Genomic DNA, 16,950 nt, shown 5'->3' with positions numbered 1-16,950 from the left:
TTTGTATAAATTTACAATTTTGCTAAGCATTTTTTTAATCGGAGTCGTTCACGTTAATCAAGCCAAAGCATTACCTAGTAAGTGTATTCAGTCAGAGGAACGTACTAAAGCCTGTCCTCGGTTAATCTATAAACAGGCTGCGGTTGCAGTGCCTGTTTTAGAGGTTAAAAAGAATGATGTTATATGTTTGTGTTTAACTGATTTAGCTTTAGTTAAAAACAGTAAAATGAGTAAGTTAGAAGAAATAGATTGGCAAGTAACTATGCAAAGAATTGCCCAAAAATATCAAATCAGCCAAGAAGAATTAATTAAGCTGGTAAAACATTAGTACTGAATAAGGTTTCAATTTTGTAATTTTTATACCAATATTGACTAATCTATGGGATGTGAAGTTTAGTATGTCATCTGACACAAAACGTTTATCTATTAAAAGTTTAATTATATGGGTTGTTGTAGCCATTACATCAGCTTCTATTGTTATTGCGTCTGGTGTTAATTTATATAGCCAAATTACAACCTACAAAACATCTCTCAAAGAAAACGTAATTATGTTTGCGGATATAATTAGCCGCACGGCGATTAAGCCTATTCAGGAAAACGACAATCAAGCAGAACAATATAGTTTAACCGCACTAGCAGTGTCAGACGTTATTGAAAATGTACACATCTATAAAATTTTAGCAGACGAATCCATAGAATTTTTTGCCAGTTACAATAAACAGGGTATAGCGCCGGTCAAAGCAAAATTTAGTCAAGTTTCCGAACTAGTCGAACCGAAAATGTCTAATGGAATCGTGGAAATTATTAGGCCCATTAAATTCGAACAAGAGCTTGTTGGTTACACATATTTACGTTCATCTGCCGAGCAATTAGAAGAATTAATCTTTAGATCCGTGCTAATTACAGTTTGTGTTTCTATTGTGTGTCTATTGTTCTGTTTTATTTTTACAGTCAGATTACAAAGGTCAATTACCCGGCCTATAAATAACCTGGTAAAGCTTGTGCAGCGAATAAGTCGTCAAAAAGACTACTCAAGTCGAGCAGAGTTAACAGGTATAAAAGAGTTAGATATTTTGTGTGAGGCCTTTAATGGTATGTTGCACCGCACACAAGAACATATGGATAGGCAAAACAAAGCCGAAGCCGAACAAAATAGATTAAATGCCAGTCTTGAAGAAAAGGTGCAACAGCGTACTCAAGCATTAAAAGAAGCAAATAACGAATTAATTCAAACTTTAGAAAAATTACATCAATTTCAGCGACAAATTGTACAAAATGAAAAAATGGCCTCGCTTGGTGACATGGTAGCGGGAGTTGCCCACGAAGTTAACACTCCAATTGGTTTAGGGGTCACCGCTTCTACTATGATGTTAGACAGGCTTGCTGATGTGAGAAAGTCTTTTGAAAATAAATCCTTAAAAGCAAGTGCTCTATCTAAGTTTATGGTTGAAGGGGAAGAAAACCTCAATATTATTTATCGTAATTTAAATCGAGCAGCAGAACTGATATCAAGTTTTAAACAAGTGGCTGTGGATCAGTCATCAGAAAATAACAGAGTATTTTCTTTCAGCAAATTAATGGAAGAAATATTGATGTCTATGCGACCTAAGCTGAAAAAAGTGCAGCATAAAATTAACGTACATTGTGCAGACTCTTTGTATATTGAATCAAAAGCTGGTCCGATTAATCAAATTATTATTAATCTTATAATGAATTCAATTATTCATGGATTTGAACATATTGAATGTGGTGAAATTAACATCAGTATTGATTTGGTCGAAAATAGTAAAATTAGGATTGTATTCACCGATAATGGCAGAGGTATCTCTACAGATATGCGCCAACGAATTTTTGACCCTTTTGTGACTACTAAACGTGGCCAAGGGGGAAGCGGTTTAGGTATGCACCTAGTTTACAATTTGGTTACTCAAGCGCTAAATGGCTCAATATCGCTAGTTAGTGAAGAGCAAAAGGGAGTAAAGTTTGATATTTTGTTCCCGGTAAAAAAAATTGATATTGATAAAGTTCCTAGCGGTTCTTTGGTGTAAATTTGTACCTAAATGTCGCTTTTCGTAAACAGAATGCTAATAAATTATTTATATCTTGAAATTTTTCTAGATAAAACCCTGATAATTAGATATTTTCTGGTAAACTTTTAACTAAATTAGAAATCAGGCCTGAAAAGATGCAGACCCCAAACGTATTAATTGTTGAAGATGAAGTTGTAACCCGTACTACTCTGAAGAGCTTATTTGAGGCTGAAGGGTATAATGTTTTTGAAGCTGAAAACGGCGAGCAAATGCATAGTATCTTTGAAAACAATACTATTAACTTGGTTATTATGGATATTAACCTACCTGGTAAAAACGGTTTGATCTTGGCTCGAGAAGTCCGAGGCCGTAAAAATATTGGGTTAATATTCTTAACGGGCAGAGATAACGATGTTGACCGTATTTTGGGATTAGAAATTGGTGCAGATGATTATCTTACTAAACCGTTTAACCCTAGAGAGTTAACTATACGTGCACGTAACTTATTAACGCGTACTAGCAATACTAGTGAAGATGATGACTTACCAAGTCGCGTAAGTTTCAATGGCTGGACATTAGATGGCGACAGCAGAAGTTTAATCTCTCCAAGCAGCAAAGAGTTTCGTTTACCTCGGAGTGAGTTCAGAGCATTACATTTGTTTTTGAATAATCCAGGAAAAATTCTAACTCGCGAACAGCTGATTATGGAAATGACTGGTCGTGAGTTGCGCCCTAACGACAGAACCGTTGACGTAACGATTCGCCGAATTCGTAAACATTTTGAATCAGAGACTAATGCCGATGATTTGATTGTGACAATTCATGGTGAAGGTTACCGCTTCTGTGGTTCAGTTGACTCATAAACATCTAGCCTGAAACAATTTATGAAAAAAGCTCCTTCGGGAGCTTTTTTTGTTTTATACCTTAAGATTTAGTTAAGTTTAATAGTTTAGATTGGTTTTATTGTCACAATTGAACGTTTAGTAAAGGTGCATTTTTTGAATAAATTTACTCCTAAAATATTGGTTGTTTTGTATGTTATGGCCTTTTCTCACTCATGCTTGGTCAATGCTCAGTCTGCAAAAGACTTCACATTAAACACCAGTCATTTGCCAGCAAAATTATCGGCTTTGAAAGGAAAGGTTGTGTATGTCGATTTTTGGGCAAGTTGGTGCAAACCATGTAGAAAATCCTTTCCGTGGATGAATACTATGCAGCAAGAGTATGCAGCTCAGGGGTTACAAATAATCACAGTTAATTTAGACCAAGAACGGCACCTTGCGGACGAGTTTCTGCGTACTATTCCAACCAAGTTACCAGTGGTTTATGACCCTCAAGGAAAAATAGCTGAGGCATATAAATTAGTGGGAATGCCGAGCAGTTATTTAATAGACAGGGCTGGCAACATCCGTTTTTTTCATACAGGTTTTTTTATAAACAAACAAAAACAATATGAACAAGAAATTAGTTCACTACTGCAAGAAAAGGAGTGATTAACTATGACTAATAAATTAACTAAAATTATAGGGTTAGTGCTGGCATTGCAGTTAGTGGGTTGTGCCAGTTTAGGGGTGAAGCCCTGGGAAAGAGATATCTTAGCCAAAAAAGAAATGGCACTAGATGCTGAAGGTATTGACCTAGGGCTAGACGACCACATTTATTTTAGTAAAGAAGCAACAAGTGGCGGCAGAGCCTTTGCTGGTGGGGGTTGTGGATGCAACTAACTAAATCTAAAAACGTAACTGCAGCACTGGCCACGGCCACATGTGCCTTGTTAGGTGTAACGCCAACTGTTGATGCCCAAGAGTCTGTTTGGGAAATGGACACTGCCTTGTTATATTATGGCGAAACAGACCGTGTAACCGCCGTAGAGGGCGTTTTTGCGGCTAAAAAAGATTTTGGTGATGAACATATTTTTTCAGCAAAATTAGTATTAGATACCTTAACCGGCGCATCAGCAACAGGCGCTGTACCACAAGAAAGTGTACAAACATTTACTCGACCTTCTGGCAACGGGCAATATCAAATTAATGCTAGTGATACTCCCTTAGATGACACATTTAAAGATACCCGTGTACAACTAGAAGGACAATGGACCCAACCACTATGGCAAGACTACAAAGTGAGCTCTGGTTTGCATTTATCCAAAGAGTACGATTATTTGTCTTTAGCTGTGAATGGTTCGTTAGCAAAAGACTTTAATCAAAAAAACACCACAGTTTCTGCTGGAGTGTCTTTAGCATTTGATACTATTGACCCTGAAGGTGGGCGGCCTGTGGCATTTTCACAGATGGTTATCGACCAAGGACAATTTGCTAACGAAGAGGCATACAGAACGGCATTTGGTGAGACTCGTCAATCTGGTAGTGATGATAAAACCATAGTAGATTTGTTATTTGGCGTAACCCAAGTCATCAGTCGTAAAATGTTGATGCAATTTAACTACGGGTATTCAGTTTCAGAGGGATATCACACTGATCCATTTAAAGTGTTAAGTGTGGTCAATGAACAAGGTCAAACTCAAAGTTTATTATATGAAAATCGCCCAGATAAACGAGCGAGGCATAGTGTTTATTGGCAAACAAAATACGCATCGAGCTTAGGTGTGTCCGATGTATCTTATCGTTTTGCCACTGATGATTGGGATATTAATTCTCACACTATTGATACGCGTTTTCGTATTAACTTAAGCAACAATACTTACATTCAGCCGCATTTTAGATATTACCAACAAAGTGCTGCAGATTTATATCGTCCATTCTTGATGGAAGGTAATGAATTACCCAAGCATGCAAGTGCTGACTATCGATTGGGCGAAATGACGGCTTATACCTTAGGCTTTAAATATGGAATGACTATGGCAAGTGGCAATGAACTGGCATTTAGGTTGGAGTATTATCAACAAAACCCTAAGAACTCTGGCGTTACAGCGCCCGGTATTTTACAGCAACAAAATTTGTACCCTAGCTTAAATGCAATAATTGCTCAGGTGAGCTACAGTTTTTAAAGCCAAGTCAAATTGGTGAGGATGCAATAATTAACCCCAACCAAACATTTGTTATAGAGCAGAAAAACGATCATTTTTTGGGTCGTTTTTCGGCTATGGCTAGCCCATGTGAACTGCTTATTGATAGCCAAGATCAAAAGTTAGCCCAGCATTTAACCTCTTTTGCTTATGCCGAATGCCGAAGAATCGAACAAAAATATAGTCGTTACCTTGGTGGTAATTTAATTGACCAGATCAACAAGAGCAAAGGCCAATCAGTCGCCATAGATGATGAAACATATCGATTGTTAGAGTTTGCCAATACCTGTTATGAGATAAGTGAAGGTTTGTTCGATATCACCTCTGGTGTATTACGAAAAATCTGGAAATTTGACGGCTCTGACAATATTCCTACAAAACAGCAAGTAAAAGCTATTTTGCCAAAAGTTGGTTGGCCTAAAGTAAAATACAATCAACAAAACATTCGTTTACCTGAAGGAATGGAGCTAGATTTTGGGGGGATAGGCAAAGAGTATGCGGTAGATAATGTGGCAAAAATTTGTAAAGAACAGGCTCCATTAACCTCTGTTGTGGTTAACTTTGGTGGCGATATTCAAGTCACTCGTTCAAGAGCTAATCAACAAGCATGGTTGATCGGTATTGAAAGTTTTAAGTCACAGCTGAAAACACAAAAAGTGTTAAGAATCTATCAAGGTGGATTAGCCACAAGCGGTGACGCTAAACGCTACCTTCTAAAAGATGGTATCCGTTATGGGCACATACTCAACCCTAAAACGGGTTATCCCATAGAAGACTCTGCCCGTTCGGTAACCGTCGCCACTGACCATTGTATTCAAGCTGGACTATTAGCCACGCTGGCACTATTACAAGGGCCAAATGCAGACGGATTTTTGCAACAACAAGGTGTTAAACATTGGTGTTACCGGTAAGCGGTTTATGTTTGTTAAATGAAGCATGTGCTACGCACACTAAGCATTCACTGCGTTCACCAAGCATGGCTATGCCACAAAGACAGAAATTCCAATTTTTTGGAAATGCATGCGTTTATCCCTAACGACATCCCAGTATTGTATTGAGCCGGGATCCATTTTTGTTTTATCACTGGTGGATTCCTGCTAACAGCATGCAGGAATGACGGAACTGTTTGGGATATAGGTTGATTGGAAGCTAATTTATTTTAATTATTAAGACTTACTTCCCTCTGTGTTCTCTGTGTTCTCTGTGCCCTGGGTGGTTCAATATTTTGAATGACAAAGCCGTTCATTTGCTCTTAGCTATTCCCAGCCTCAATCTGCTTCTCTAACTCCGATACAAAGTCTTAATCAAATGAAAACCAAATTGGGTTTTAACTGGGCCGTGGACTTTTAAAATTTCTTTTTTAAACACTACATTATCGAAGGCTTTTACCATCTTTCCTGGGCCAAACTCACCTAAATCACCGCCTTTTTTTCCTGATGGGCAAATAGAGTGTTTTTTGGCTAGTTGGTGAAAATCTCCACCCTTGTCTAATTGAGCTTTTATTTTTTCAGCTTGATCTTTGTTTTTGACTAATATGTGGCAAGCACAGGCTTTCATAATCTTTATCCAGAATTAGGTTATTTACGCTTTGATTAAAACTCGTATTCTATGGCAAATCTTAGTGTATGGTCTTTTGCATCGCCATTTAATCCAGCAATAAAGGCCATTTCCCAGTTTAGCTGTTTTTGGCCTTGGTATCTATGCAAGCCCATGAAGGCGGGACCTATGCCAACAAAGTCTTCCCCAGTATAAATTTCAATAGCTGGTTGGAATGCAGGAGTATAGCGATAACGATATTTTAATCTGACCTCCGTTTCCATTTCATTCTTAATACTATTGCCCCATTCGTACACCAATAAGGCATTGATGGTTAAGCTTGTATGGGTATATTCTTTTTCGAACAACAGACCTGTGGTTAATTCAAAGGTGTTTTTAGTATGTTGCTTTTCAATTTCTAATAATGCCCCCCAATCAGCCCATAATTCGCCTTGCTCACTTAACATCCAACGAGCTTCAAGCTCGTAAGCTTGTAAGCCAAAATCGCCTAGTTCATCTCGTTCACCTACTATGTAACCCTCTATAATTAAATTGTCTGAGATAGCTTGGCCATAGGCAATTCTTTGTGCCAACAAATTGCCATCGTCATTTTGTCTGGAGACAAGTCGCCATTCTAATTTACGCTCATTGGCCAAGATATTGGGATGATAAACTTTGTCCACAGGTATGCCGTCCGCCCAACTTTTAGATACTACAATACCCATTAACAAAAATATTGCGGCCGCATGGTAAATAATTTTCATGGAATTCTACCTTGCTTGAATGTAGCTAAGTTAGCTCGTCCCATCATTAGGAGTAGGATAAGTAAAGTGCTAATATATAAAACAAATTGATTGAATGATGGTGTGGCTTGATAACCAAATAGTACGTTAAAAAGTTGTCCTAATTCAGATTGATCCGAGAGTATATTTTGAGTATCCCAAATAGTTTCAGATCCATTAATTAGGTCGACTTGTACTAGAAGTGGTAAAGAGTTAGTCAATTGGCCAATTGAGTATATGGGAATACATATAATACTAATAAGACTTGTGATCTTAGTATCCAGCCAAGTTAATACAAAATAGAGTAAAATCATTAAACTCAGGCATATCCCTAGCCCAAGAAATAAGCCAACCAACATAGATTGTAGTGCGCCTAATTCGCCGAAATAACCAGAAAAATAAACCACAAAATTTGTACCTTTATTGGCAATAGTTAAAATTAGCATGATGCTAGCCGAGAAAATTAATAGCTTTTTATCGGTTTGTTTATGGATAAATTGGTAAGTCAAATATAAGGCCAAAAAGTAATTAATGACTTGAATAGAAAACAATATTAGTTCAACCCCTGTGCCTTCCAACCAGTTACCTAATGAATTTAATTTACCGACTAAAAGTACAGTTAATCCTAGACCGACTATTAGTGATACAGGCAACCAAATTCGATTAAATGACAAATGGACCCAAAGCAAGCTGATCAATATAAAAATCGGTAAAGCATCGCTTAGCAATAGAACTACTGAGTTAATTAACATGGGTAGCTCCTTTTGTTTGCTTGAGCACTACCACTTTCCCGCGAGCTGTATTCGGATTATATTCACCAAAAAAATCATAAACACCGGGCTTTAATGGGCCGATATAAATAAAGGAGGTTTGTTTAGGGAATAATACTTTTTCACGATTTAATGAAAAGCTATCGAACTCTTCAGGTGTGTCGTCTAGATTTTGAATGACTAATTTAACTTTTTTTCCTGCTGGAATTTTAATTGTGGAGGGGTAAAATAAATGATCTTTAAGTTGAATGGAGTATTCAGATACAGCAGCGGACGCAGTGTCAGCTAATGCGACAATGGAAAGTACTAATAAAACGAATACTCTAAGTGTCATAAATGCTTATGTTGATTGGACTGAAAAACCACAGAAATTTTTAACCCACCTAAAGTATCAGATTTAGCTAATTTAAAGCTACCATTATGTAACTGAGCTATATGTTTTGATATCGCAAGCCCTAGGCCACAACCAGGTTCTGAGCTGGAATGTCTATCTCCACCAATACGATAAAACCTTTCGAATACTCGTTCAAATTCTGTTGCATTAATGCCTGGACCAGAGTCTTCGACTGTTAAAATTATTTGTTCAGCTTGGTTTTGTAACGTGACCGATATTTTGGCTTTTTGAGGTGAGTATTTACTCGCGTTTGTAACTAAGTTTTGCAGTAAAATACCTAATGAAAATTCGTCCCCAAACATTGAGAGATCTCGGCTACTGAATTCTATTTCTTGCTGTTTTTCTGAAATTTGTGGATAGATGTTTGAGATTGTGTTTTGACATAACTTTTTTAGATCAACCTTAGTAAAGTTAACGCGATATTGGTCAGGATTGGTTCGATTGAGAAGCAGTATTTGTTCAACTACATGGCCCATACGTTCAATGCCTTTTTCTAGATCGGCTAAGTTTGTCGACTTTATTTCATTGGCTGATAATTCATGACTGAGGTTGTGGGCATTAATTTTTAATACACTAAGAGGTGTTCGTAATTCATGGGCTGCGTCAGAAGCAAAACGTTTTTCTCTGGCGAATGCACTATCTAATCGCGCAAATAATTGATTCAGAGTATGCACCACTGGTGCTAATTCTTTAACATCTTGCTCAAGTTTAACTGCGCTTAAATCATTGATTTTTTTGTTTTGCAAATTTTGTGATAACTGTCTAAGAGGGCCTAATCCGGAATTAATAATCATGTAAATGATCATTGCCAACAAAGGAATGGATAAAACTAACGGTGTGACGGCTGCTAGGATCATTTCTTCAGCTAATTCAAAGCGTCGATTTAAGGGTTGTGCCACTATGACCCAACGCTGTGTTAGAGGAAAGTATTGACTGTAGGTTCGCCAACGTTGTGACAAAAAGTTATGTTCAGAAAAACCATTTTCGAATTCAGCAATTGCTTCGGATAACACAGAGTTGGAACTCACCAGTAATTGATTGTGTTGCCAAACTTGGAAAATGAGTGAGGAGTCTGGTAATTCTGTTGAATTTTCGTTTAGGTCTGTTGGATTTGTAGAAAATACATGGGCCAATGCTCTAAGTTCATTGTCAAATATTGCTTCAGCTTTTAACATACTACTGCGATAACCCTGCAGGGCTGCAGAAAACGTAACTAAAGTAATGACGGATAATAAGATTAAGCTTAAATAACGGCGAATAGACAAAAATTAGCCACCCTTCGAAACGCTATAGCCAACACCTCTAATGGTTTTAATAAAGTCTTTAGGTAGCTTTTTACGAAGGTGATGAATATGTACTTCTACTGCATTACTTGCCACTTCTTCACCCCATTCATAAAGTTTTGACTCTAATTGTTCTCTAGATTGAATTCTGCCAGCTTGTTCGACCAATATTCTAATTAACATGAATTCTTTACGAGACAAATCTATTTCATGCTCGTCTACGGTTAGTTTATGGGCCGCTACATCTAAAGATACATTTTTAATGGTTATGATTGAAGTTGAAGCTGTGCCTAAACGTCTTTCAATTACTCGAAGCCTAGCAATAAGTTCATTCACGTCAAAGGGTTTACACAAATAGTCGTCAGCACCTTGATCCAATCCTTTTATTCTGTCATCAATTGTGTCTCTAGCAGTTAAAATTAGGACTGGTATGGCAGGGGATGTTTTTCGTATGTTTTTTAGTAAGACTAAGCCATCCATATCTGGTAAACCTAGATCTAAAATGATCATCTCACACTGCTTGGTTTGTACACTTAGTTGTGCGTCTTTGGCAGTACAAACCTGGTTAGCAATAAACCCCTCTGCTCGCAGTGATTGGTGCAGGGCTTTAGCTAATTGGGCATCATCTTCTACTAACAAAATGCGCATAAGGCTGGTTTAACCTAATTTATAATGGGGGTTGTGGTACTTAGTAGTTTAATCTGGCTTTCTTAAGCCTGGCTTAACCTTTTCATCTTTATCGACAAATTCGCCTTCGATAATTTCACCTGATTCTTGTTCTTCCTTTTGTTGGAAATCATACTGATTACTAGTTTGGTGAGTAAAGTCTGCTTGATATGAGGTGTTAACCATATTAACTGACATATGCTTCATTAACCCTTTGGCAATTAAAGGACGGGTCATAGGTAAACTTAGTAAAAAACCTACACCATCAGTGACAAATCCAGGTGTGACTAACAGAACGCCGGCGATAACCAATAATAGTCCTTCGGCCATTTCTTGTCCTGGCATTTGGCCGCTTTGCATTTTTTGTTGAGCTTGGGTTAAGGTGCTTAAGCCTTCTTGTCTGACTAAGCGGGCACCAAAAAATGCAGTTAGGACCACAATTGCTACTGTGTACCAACCACCAATTTGTTCACCTACATTGATTAAAATAGCAATTTCAATAATGGGTAACACAGCAAATAAAATAAATAACTTTCCCAATCTAACCTCGAGTCACTTGAATAAAATATATAAATGATATGGGCTATTAAGCCCTTAAAACCAAGTTTTGTATTGTTACAGAGTGTTGCTTGGCTTGTCTAATTTAATCACTTAGTTGTTTTTTTAATTAAACACTTCAAAACATACTTGTTGAAAGTTAAACCTATTAATTTAGGTCTATACACAAGATTTAATGCTTTGTTAAGTTTGAGCTTGTATATTGAGCTTATAATTTTTACTAAAGCTCTAACATTATAAAGAAGAAGTGCTGTACATGAATATTATCCACCGTATTTTAGTTTTGTTGTTTATATGCAGCATGCTACCTAGCCAAACTTTGGCTCAAAGCAATGATCCATTGGCCGACCTATTCTCAGATGAACCTGAGTTTTTAAAAGTTGATGAAGCTTTTCAGTTTGATTTTAAACAACAAGGTGATGAACTGGTTGTAAGTTGGAAAATTGCAGATGGTTATTATCTGTATAAAAAGCAGTTTAAAGCAGTGACTAAAAAGGCTGAGATAGGTGAGCCAAGTTTTCCTGCCGCTGAACAAATTGAAGACGAATATTTTGGGTTGTCTGATGTATTTCGTCATCAATTAGATATTCAATATCAAATTCTATCTGCGGAACAAGGTGGAGTGGTTAAAGTGCGTTATCAAGGTTGTGCCGATGCAGGTCTGTGTTATCAGCCTATGATTAAAGAAGTTTTTCTAGAACCTATTCAAGTCAGTGTGGGTGCTGAACAATCGAATTTATCTAGCGTCGGCGTCGTATCCGAACAATTTGAGTTGGCGAGTTTATTGTCAAGTGAACAAAGTTTATTTTGGACTTTGCTGATATTTTTAGGTTTAGGTATTGGTTTAGCTTTTACGCCTTGTGTATTTCCTATGTATCCGATTCTATCTGGTATTGTCATTGGTCAAGGTAAACAAATCAGTACTTCCCGTGCGTTCAGCTTATCGTTTATTTATGTGCAAGGCATGGCGCTCACTTATTCGTTGTTAGGTTTAGTGGTCGCTTCGGCTGGTGTGCAGTTTCAAGCTAGTTTGCAACATCCGGCAATTCTGATTGTGTTAATCACTCTTTTTGTATTGTTAGCAGTAGTCATGTTTGGTGCATGGGAGCTGCAACTTCCTTCATCTTGGCAAGAAAAGTTAAATGCACTTAGTAACAAACAAACTAGCGGCAGTTATTTGGGCGTATTAGTAATGGGAGCTATTTCTGGTTTAGTGGCATCGCCATGCACTACTGCGCCTTTAACTGGAATATTATTGTTTATTGCTCAAAGCGGTGACTTGGTTTTAGGTTTTTCTGCTCTATATGTCTTGAGCCTAGGCATGGGTATCCCGCTAATTCTATTTGGTATCACGGGTGGCAAGCTATTACCCAAAGCGGGTAATTGGATGAATGTGGTTAAAGTCACTTTTGGTTTTATGATGTTAGCAGTGGCAATTATGTTTGTTGAACGACTAGTCACACACATAGCCACAGATATCGCTTGGAGCTTATTAGGTTTGGCTACCTTTAGTTATTTTTATGTGATGAACCAAGACAGCCCAAGATCGTTCTTCAAAGGACTACGTAGTTTAATTATTTTTGTAGGCTTGTTTGGCTCGGCCGGTTATGGCTATCAAACGTTAAGTGTCGGGTTTGGTACACAAGTTACCATGCAATCAAATAACTTAACTCAAAACGCTAGCTCTACGCATACTGAGTTTGTGCAGGTGACTAACCTTGAGGATTTTAACCGAAGCTTAGCTAAAGCAAACGCCGAAGGTAAAACAGTGATGATTGACCTTTACGCTGACTGGTGTGTTGCTTGTAAGGAATTTGAAAAATACACTTTTCCTGATCCCCAAGTAGTTAAGGCTTTAGATAATACTGTATTAATGCAAATAGATTTAACCGATAACACCGAAAGTAATTTTGCTTTTCAAGAGAAGTTCTCAGTGTTGGGTTTGCCGACCATTATTTTTTTCAATTTAAATGGCCAAGAAATCCCTTCATCTAGAGTGACAGGTTTTATGCGCGCTGAGCCTTTTGCTCAGCATGTAAATGGTCTGTTTAATCAATAATTAAGCGCCCGCTTTTGTTAACGGGTGCCAAAAATTTTGTCACCCGCATCACCTAGGCCCGGTAAGATATAACCCTTTTCATTTAGGCATTCATCAATAGCCGCCGTGTATATGTCTACGTCAGGGTGAATTTCTTGAACTGCTTTTATGCCTTCTGGTGCTGCCACTAAAAACAGTCCCATAATGTTAGTGCAGCCTTTTTGTTTGAGCAGGTCTATGGTGGCTATAAGAGTGCCGCCAGTGGCCAACATAGGGTCAACAATAAGTGCAGTGCGATCTGACACGTCCTTAACTACTTTGTCGAAATAAGCTACCGGTTGTAAGGTTTCTTCATCTCGATATAAACCCACAACACTAATTTTGGCATTGGGAATTAATTTTAATACGCCATCTAACATGCCCAATCCAGCACGTAAAATAGGCACTATTGTGATCTTTTTGCCTTTGATTTTATTTGTTTTAATAATACTGCTATTCCAGCTTTTAATTTCTGCAGTTTCAGTGGCTAGATCCCGTGTCGCTTCGTAGGTCAATAAATTGGACACTTCGCTGGCAAGTTCTCTAAAATCTTTGCTGCTTAAGTCTTTTTGCCTTAGAAGCCCTAATTTATGTTGAACTAAGGGATGTTGAATGGCTTTAACTGTCATAATTACGTCCGACTTAAAGTTTTGTTATTTTTAAAGTGTAACCCATGCCTGAGTAACTCTGGGTAAAATTGCTTAAAACAATTAATAAAAAGTAAGCGGTTTTGTTTTATAAAGAATTCTGCATGAGTGGCAAACATGACTTTTCTTTTTAACCTTTTTTCAATACTGACAAAGGCTCTAAAGCAAGTAGGTTCATATGTATACTCTTTCAGCCATTGGTGGGAGAGTAGGCGTTGAGATAGTTGGCTGTAATAGTGATTATCAGGTAATGAAAAGGTTTTGAGTTCAGTATAAAAACTCGAGAATAAACTATGGTAGCTTTGTGCTGAATAGTGCTGCCAACTTTTCATTAATAAATGATCAAAATATATATCTATTATGACACCAGCCATTCTGCGTATATTGGCTGGAAATTGTGTTTTTAAATTGCGGATAAGATCATGGGAGTCAGTAAATTTATCGACACTCCTGTGTAATCTGATACCTAATTCTATTTCTTCAGGCAAATGAGTTAAATCACTTCCTTTAACAAAGTCTCCCAAAAAGTTACCTAACTTGCTGGTATTGGTATGTTCGGCAATATGGAGGTGAGCAATGTAATTCATTTAAAAACTCGTTTTGATAGAAATTAAAACTACAAAAGTTGTAAACTTTGCAGTAATCTTCGCTGATAAGACCAGTATTTTGCTGTTAAATTCTGCTTTCTCACTATAATAGTGTGATTGTATTTATTTTTGTGTGTTAATTACACAAAATAATGATTTTTAAAAGCGAATGTTGGATTCATTTAAAGCAATTTAAAATTAATTAATTGAAATGGCAAACCTGTGAATGTATTAGTTATCAATGGCCCAAATTTAAATATGTTGGGTAAAAGAGAGCCAGAAACATACGGTCATTTAAGTCTAGAGCAAATTAATGCTGACTTAACTAAGTATGCAAAATCATTAGGCATAAATATTAACTTTGTACAGTCGAATGCTGAACATGTGTTAATTGACAATATTCACAGTGCATTTGAAAAAGTTGATTTTATTGTGATTAATCCAGGCGCATTCACTCACACCAGTGTCGCCTTAAGAGATGCTTTGTTAAGCGTTTCCATCCCTTTTATTGAAGTGCATTTGTCAAATGTACATGCCAGAGAGTCCTTTCGACAACATTCTTACCTTTCAGATGTGGCACATGGTGTTATTTGTGGTTTAGGCGCTCAAGGTTACGAATTTGCCATAACGGCAGCTAAGAGTTTTTTGAGTAAATAACTTTTCATAAAAAATTTTAAATAAGTATTAAATAAGTAATTATCAGCAAAATTGTTGCTGAGTAATCTTTTAGAGAGAGAAAAATGGATATACGTAAAATAAAAAAATTGATTGAGCTGGTTGAAGAATCAGGCATATCTGAATTAGAAATTACCGAAGGTGAAGAATCAGTACGCATTCACCGTGGTGGTGTAGCGCAAGCTGCAGCTCCTGTGCAATATGCGGCTCCAGCAGCTCCTGTCGCTGCTGCACCTGCTCCAGCTGCGCCAGTTGCGGAAGCTGCACCTGCTGCCATCTCTGGTCATGTTATTCCTTCCCCTATGGTTGGAACGTTTTATCGTTCATCTTCACCGGAAGCCAAGCCTTTTGTCGAAGTAGGTCAAAAAGTTAATGTTGGTGATACTTTATGTATTATCGAAGCAATGAAAATGATGAATCAAATTGAATCTGACAAAGCCGGCGTGGTGAAACAAATTCTTGTCGATAATCAAGAGCCTGTAGAGTTCGATCAACCTATGTTTGTGATTGAATAAAGGTCTATGACTATGCTTAAAAAAGTCCTTATCGCAAACCGCGGCGAAATTGCTCTACGAATTTTGCGTGCGTGTAAAGAGTTAGGTATCAAAACGGTTGCGGTTCATTCAACTGCTGATGAATCTTTGAAACATGTATTGCTAGCTGACGAAACTATTTGTATTGGTAAAGCTTCTGCTACAGAAAGTTATTTAAATATTCCTCGAATTATCGCTGCAGCAGAAGTCACTGACGCTGAAGCTATTCACCCTGGATATGGTTTTTTAGCTGAAAATGCAGATTTTGCTGAAGCGGTAGAAAAAAGTGGTTTTACCTTTATTGGACCAACTGCAGATACCATTAACCTAATGGGCGATAAAGTGTCTGCCATTAAATCGATGAAAGCTGCAGGTGTGCCTTGTGTGCCTGGATCTGATGGGCCCTTAGGAAATAACGACGCTCGTAATAAAGAATTAGCCCGTGGTATTGGTTATCCAATTATTGTTAAAGCTGCCGGTGGTGGCGGTGGTCGTGGTATGCGCGTGGTACGTAATGAAGAAGAGTTAATTTCTTCAATTGCTATGACTAAAAGTGAAGCCGGTGCTGCATTTAACAACGATGTGGTTTACATGGAAAAATTCCTTGAAAACCCACGTCACGTTGAAATCCAAATTTTAGCCGATGGCCAAGGTAATGCTATTCATTTAGGTGAGCGTGACTGTTCAATGCAAAGACGTCACCAGAAAGTGGTTGAAGAAGCGCCTGCGCCAGGTATCACCCCTGAAATGCGTGCGAAAATTGGTGCTAGATGTTGCCAAGCATGTGTTGAAATCGGTTATCGTGGTGCTGGAACATTTGAGTTCTTGTTCGAAAATGGTGAGTTCTATTTCATCGAAATGAATACCCGTATTCAAGTAGAACATCCAGTGTCTGAAATGATTACAGGTGTTGACTTAATTAAAGAGCAGTTACGTATTGCTTCAGGTCAAAAACTTGCCATTACTCAAGAAGATATAGTGGTGAAAGGGTTTGCCATTGAATGCCGTATTAACGCAGAAGATTCAAAAACCTTTATTCCCAGCCCTGGTAAAATTACTAAGTTTCATGCTCCAGGTGGTTTGGGAGTAAGATGGGACTCGCACATTTACGCAGATTATTCTGTGCCGCCTTATTACGATTCTATGATTGGTAAACTTATCACTTACGGTGAAACCCGAGATGTAGCGATCGCAAGAATGCGTCATGCTTTAGATGAGCTAGTAATAGGTGGGATTAAAACCAATATTGATTTGCAAAAAAGTATTATGGCAGATGATGCCTTTGCTGCTGGTGGAGCGAATATACATTACCTTGAAAAGAAATTAGGTATGGATGGCCACTAGGCTTAAGCTTTACGCAAAACAAAAAAAAGAGCGACTAGTCGCT

The 16,950-nt window shown here is 37.7% G+C and carries 20 protein-coding genes; 11 read left to right on the top strand and 9 right to left on the bottom strand.

All coding sequences use genetic code 11. From position 1 onward, the window contains the following. Position 1: 1 nt before the first annotated feature. The 7 genes from L0668_RS14115 (at position 2) to L0668_RS14085 (ending at position 5,966) form a co-directional block, all read left to right on the top strand. On the top strand, positions 2-328 hold the full coding sequence (locus L0668_RS14115; protein WP_235313348.1) for a hypothetical protein: 327 nt from the start codon (positions 2-4) through the stop codon (positions 326-328). Between the two features lie 70 nt (positions 329-398). Continuing rightward, a complete protein-coding gene (locus L0668_RS14110; RefSeq protein WP_235313347.1) occupies positions 399-2,048 on the top strand; it encodes a sensor histidine kinase in 1,650 nt (549 codons plus the stop codon). Between the two features lie 137 nt (positions 2,049-2,185). Further along, positions 2,186-2,893: a two-component system response regulator ArcA gene (gene arcA / locus L0668_RS14105; RefSeq protein WP_235313346.1), complete on the top strand. Its 708-nt coding sequence runs from the start codon at positions 2,186-2,188 to the stop codon at positions 2,891-2,893. A 135-nt stretch (positions 2,894-3,028) separates the two neighbouring features. Beyond that, positions 3,029-3,523, top strand: coding sequence for a TlpA disulfide reductase family protein (locus tag L0668_RS14100; protein WP_235313345.1), 495 nt, complete (start codon positions 3,029-3,031; stop codon positions 3,521-3,523). Between the two features lie 6 nt (positions 3,524-3,529). After that, on the top strand, positions 3,530-3,754 hold the full coding sequence (locus L0668_RS14095) for a DUF4266 domain-containing protein (protein ID WP_235313344.1): 225 nt from the start codon (positions 3,530-3,532) through the stop codon (positions 3,752-3,754). Further along, on the top strand, positions 3,745-5,037 hold the full coding sequence (locus tag L0668_RS14090) for a DUF3570 domain-containing protein (protein ID WP_235313343.1): 1,293 nt from the start codon (positions 3,745-3,747) through the stop codon (positions 5,035-5,037). The genes L0668_RS14095 and L0668_RS14090 overlap by 10 nt, the downstream gene beginning before the upstream one ends. Positions 5,038-5,132: 95 nt before the next feature. Further along, positions 5,133-5,966, top strand: a complete 834-nt coding sequence (locus tag L0668_RS14085) for an FAD:protein FMN transferase (protein ID WP_235313342.1) — start codon at positions 5,133-5,135, stop codon at positions 5,964-5,966. Between the two features lie 370 nt (positions 5,967-6,336). Here L0668_RS14085 and L0668_RS14080 read toward each other — a convergent pair whose 3' ends face one another. From L0668_RS14080 to L0668_RS14050, 7 genes are read right to left on the bottom strand one after another with little or no spacing between them, the layout of a single operon-like run. Then, positions 6,337-6,612, bottom strand: coding sequence for a peptidylprolyl isomerase (locus L0668_RS14080; protein ID WP_235313341.1), 276 nt, complete (start codon positions 6,610-6,612; stop codon positions 6,337-6,339). A gap of 35 nt (positions 6,613-6,647) precedes the next feature. Continuing rightward, positions 6,648-7,355: a hypothetical protein gene (locus L0668_RS14075; RefSeq protein WP_235313340.1), complete on the bottom strand. Its 708-nt coding sequence runs from the start codon at positions 7,353-7,355 to the stop codon at positions 6,648-6,650. Next, positions 7,352-8,125, bottom strand: a complete 774-nt coding sequence (locus L0668_RS14070; protein ID WP_235313339.1) for an FTR1 family protein — start codon at positions 8,123-8,125, stop codon at positions 7,352-7,354. The genes L0668_RS14075 and L0668_RS14070 overlap by 4 nt, the downstream gene beginning before the upstream one ends. Next, entirely contained in the window at positions 8,115-8,477 is a 363-nt protein-coding gene (locus L0668_RS14065; RefSeq protein ID WP_235313338.1) for a cupredoxin domain-containing protein, read from the bottom strand. Before L0668_RS14065 ends, L0668_RS14070 begins: the two co-directional genes overlap by 11 nt. Then, the gene (locus L0668_RS14060) at positions 8,474-9,802 is read right to left on the bottom strand and encodes an ATP-binding protein (protein ID WP_235313337.1); all 1,329 of its coding nucleotides are present in this window, start codon (positions 9,800-9,802) and stop codon (positions 8,474-8,476) included. The genes L0668_RS14065 and L0668_RS14060 overlap by 4 nt, the downstream gene beginning before the upstream one ends. Before the next feature lie 3 nt (positions 9,803-9,805). Continuing rightward, positions 9,806-10,468 (bottom strand): response regulator, encoded by a 663-nt coding sequence (locus L0668_RS14055; RefSeq protein ID WP_235313336.1) that lies wholly within the window; start codon positions 10,466-10,468, stop codon positions 9,806-9,808. 48 nt (positions 10,469-10,516) lie between these two features. Then, complete coding sequence (locus L0668_RS14050; protein ID WP_235313335.1) at positions 10,517-11,026, bottom strand: FxsA family protein; 510 nt, start codon at positions 11,024-11,026, stop codon at positions 10,517-10,519. A gap of 319 nt (positions 11,027-11,345) precedes the next feature. On the opposite strand from L0668_RS14050, the gene L0668_RS14045 reads away from it, so the two are divergent. Further along, positions 11,346-13,103 (top strand): protein-disulfide reductase DsbD, encoded by a 1,758-nt coding sequence (locus L0668_RS14045; protein WP_235313401.1) that lies wholly within the window; start codon positions 11,346-11,348, stop codon positions 13,101-13,103. Positions 13,104-13,120: 17 nt separating this feature from the next. On the opposite strand, the gene upp is transcribed toward L0668_RS14045, so the two are convergent. Together upp and L0668_RS14035 are read right to left on the bottom strand one after the other, a co-directional pair. Then, entirely contained in the window at positions 13,121-13,750 is a 630-nt protein-coding gene (gene upp, locus L0668_RS14040) for a uracil phosphoribosyltransferase (protein WP_235313334.1), read from the bottom strand. Between the two features lie 2 nt (positions 13,751-13,752). Further along, on the bottom strand, positions 13,753-14,355 hold the full coding sequence (locus L0668_RS14035; RefSeq protein ID WP_235313333.1) for an acyl carrier protein phosphodiesterase: 603 nt from the start codon (positions 14,353-14,355) through the stop codon (positions 13,753-13,755). A 222-nt stretch (positions 14,356-14,577) separates the two neighbouring features. Here L0668_RS14035 and aroQ point away from each other — a divergent pair, with 222 nt between their 5' ends. The 3 genes from aroQ to accC all read left to right on the top strand — a co-directional run bounded on the left by aroQ (position 14,578) and on the right by accC (position 16,907). Further along, entirely contained in the window at positions 14,578-15,012 is a 435-nt protein-coding gene (gene aroQ / locus L0668_RS14030) for a type II 3-dehydroquinate dehydratase (protein WP_235313332.1), read from the top strand. 83 nt (positions 15,013-15,095) lie between these two features. Then, positions 15,096-15,545 (top strand): acetyl-CoA carboxylase biotin carboxyl carrier protein, encoded by a 450-nt coding sequence (accB, locus tag L0668_RS14025; RefSeq protein ID WP_235313331.1) that lies wholly within the window; start codon positions 15,096-15,098, stop codon positions 15,543-15,545. 12 nt (positions 15,546-15,557) lie between these two features. After that, positions 15,558-16,907 (top strand): acetyl-CoA carboxylase biotin carboxylase subunit, encoded by a 1,350-nt coding sequence (gene accC, locus L0668_RS14020; RefSeq protein WP_235313330.1) that lies wholly within the window; start codon positions 15,558-15,560, stop codon positions 16,905-16,907. The last annotated feature ends 43 nt before the right edge of the window (positions 16,908-16,950 follow it).

Source organism: Paraglaciecola algarum (assembly GCF_021532655.1).
In the GTDB taxonomy this organism is placed as follows: Bacteria; Pseudomonadota; Gammaproteobacteria; order Enterobacterales; family Alteromonadaceae; genus Paraglaciecola; species Paraglaciecola algarum.
The sequence above is the reverse complement of the archived record's forward strand: the minus strand, read 5'-3'. Positions and strand labels throughout refer to the sequence as shown.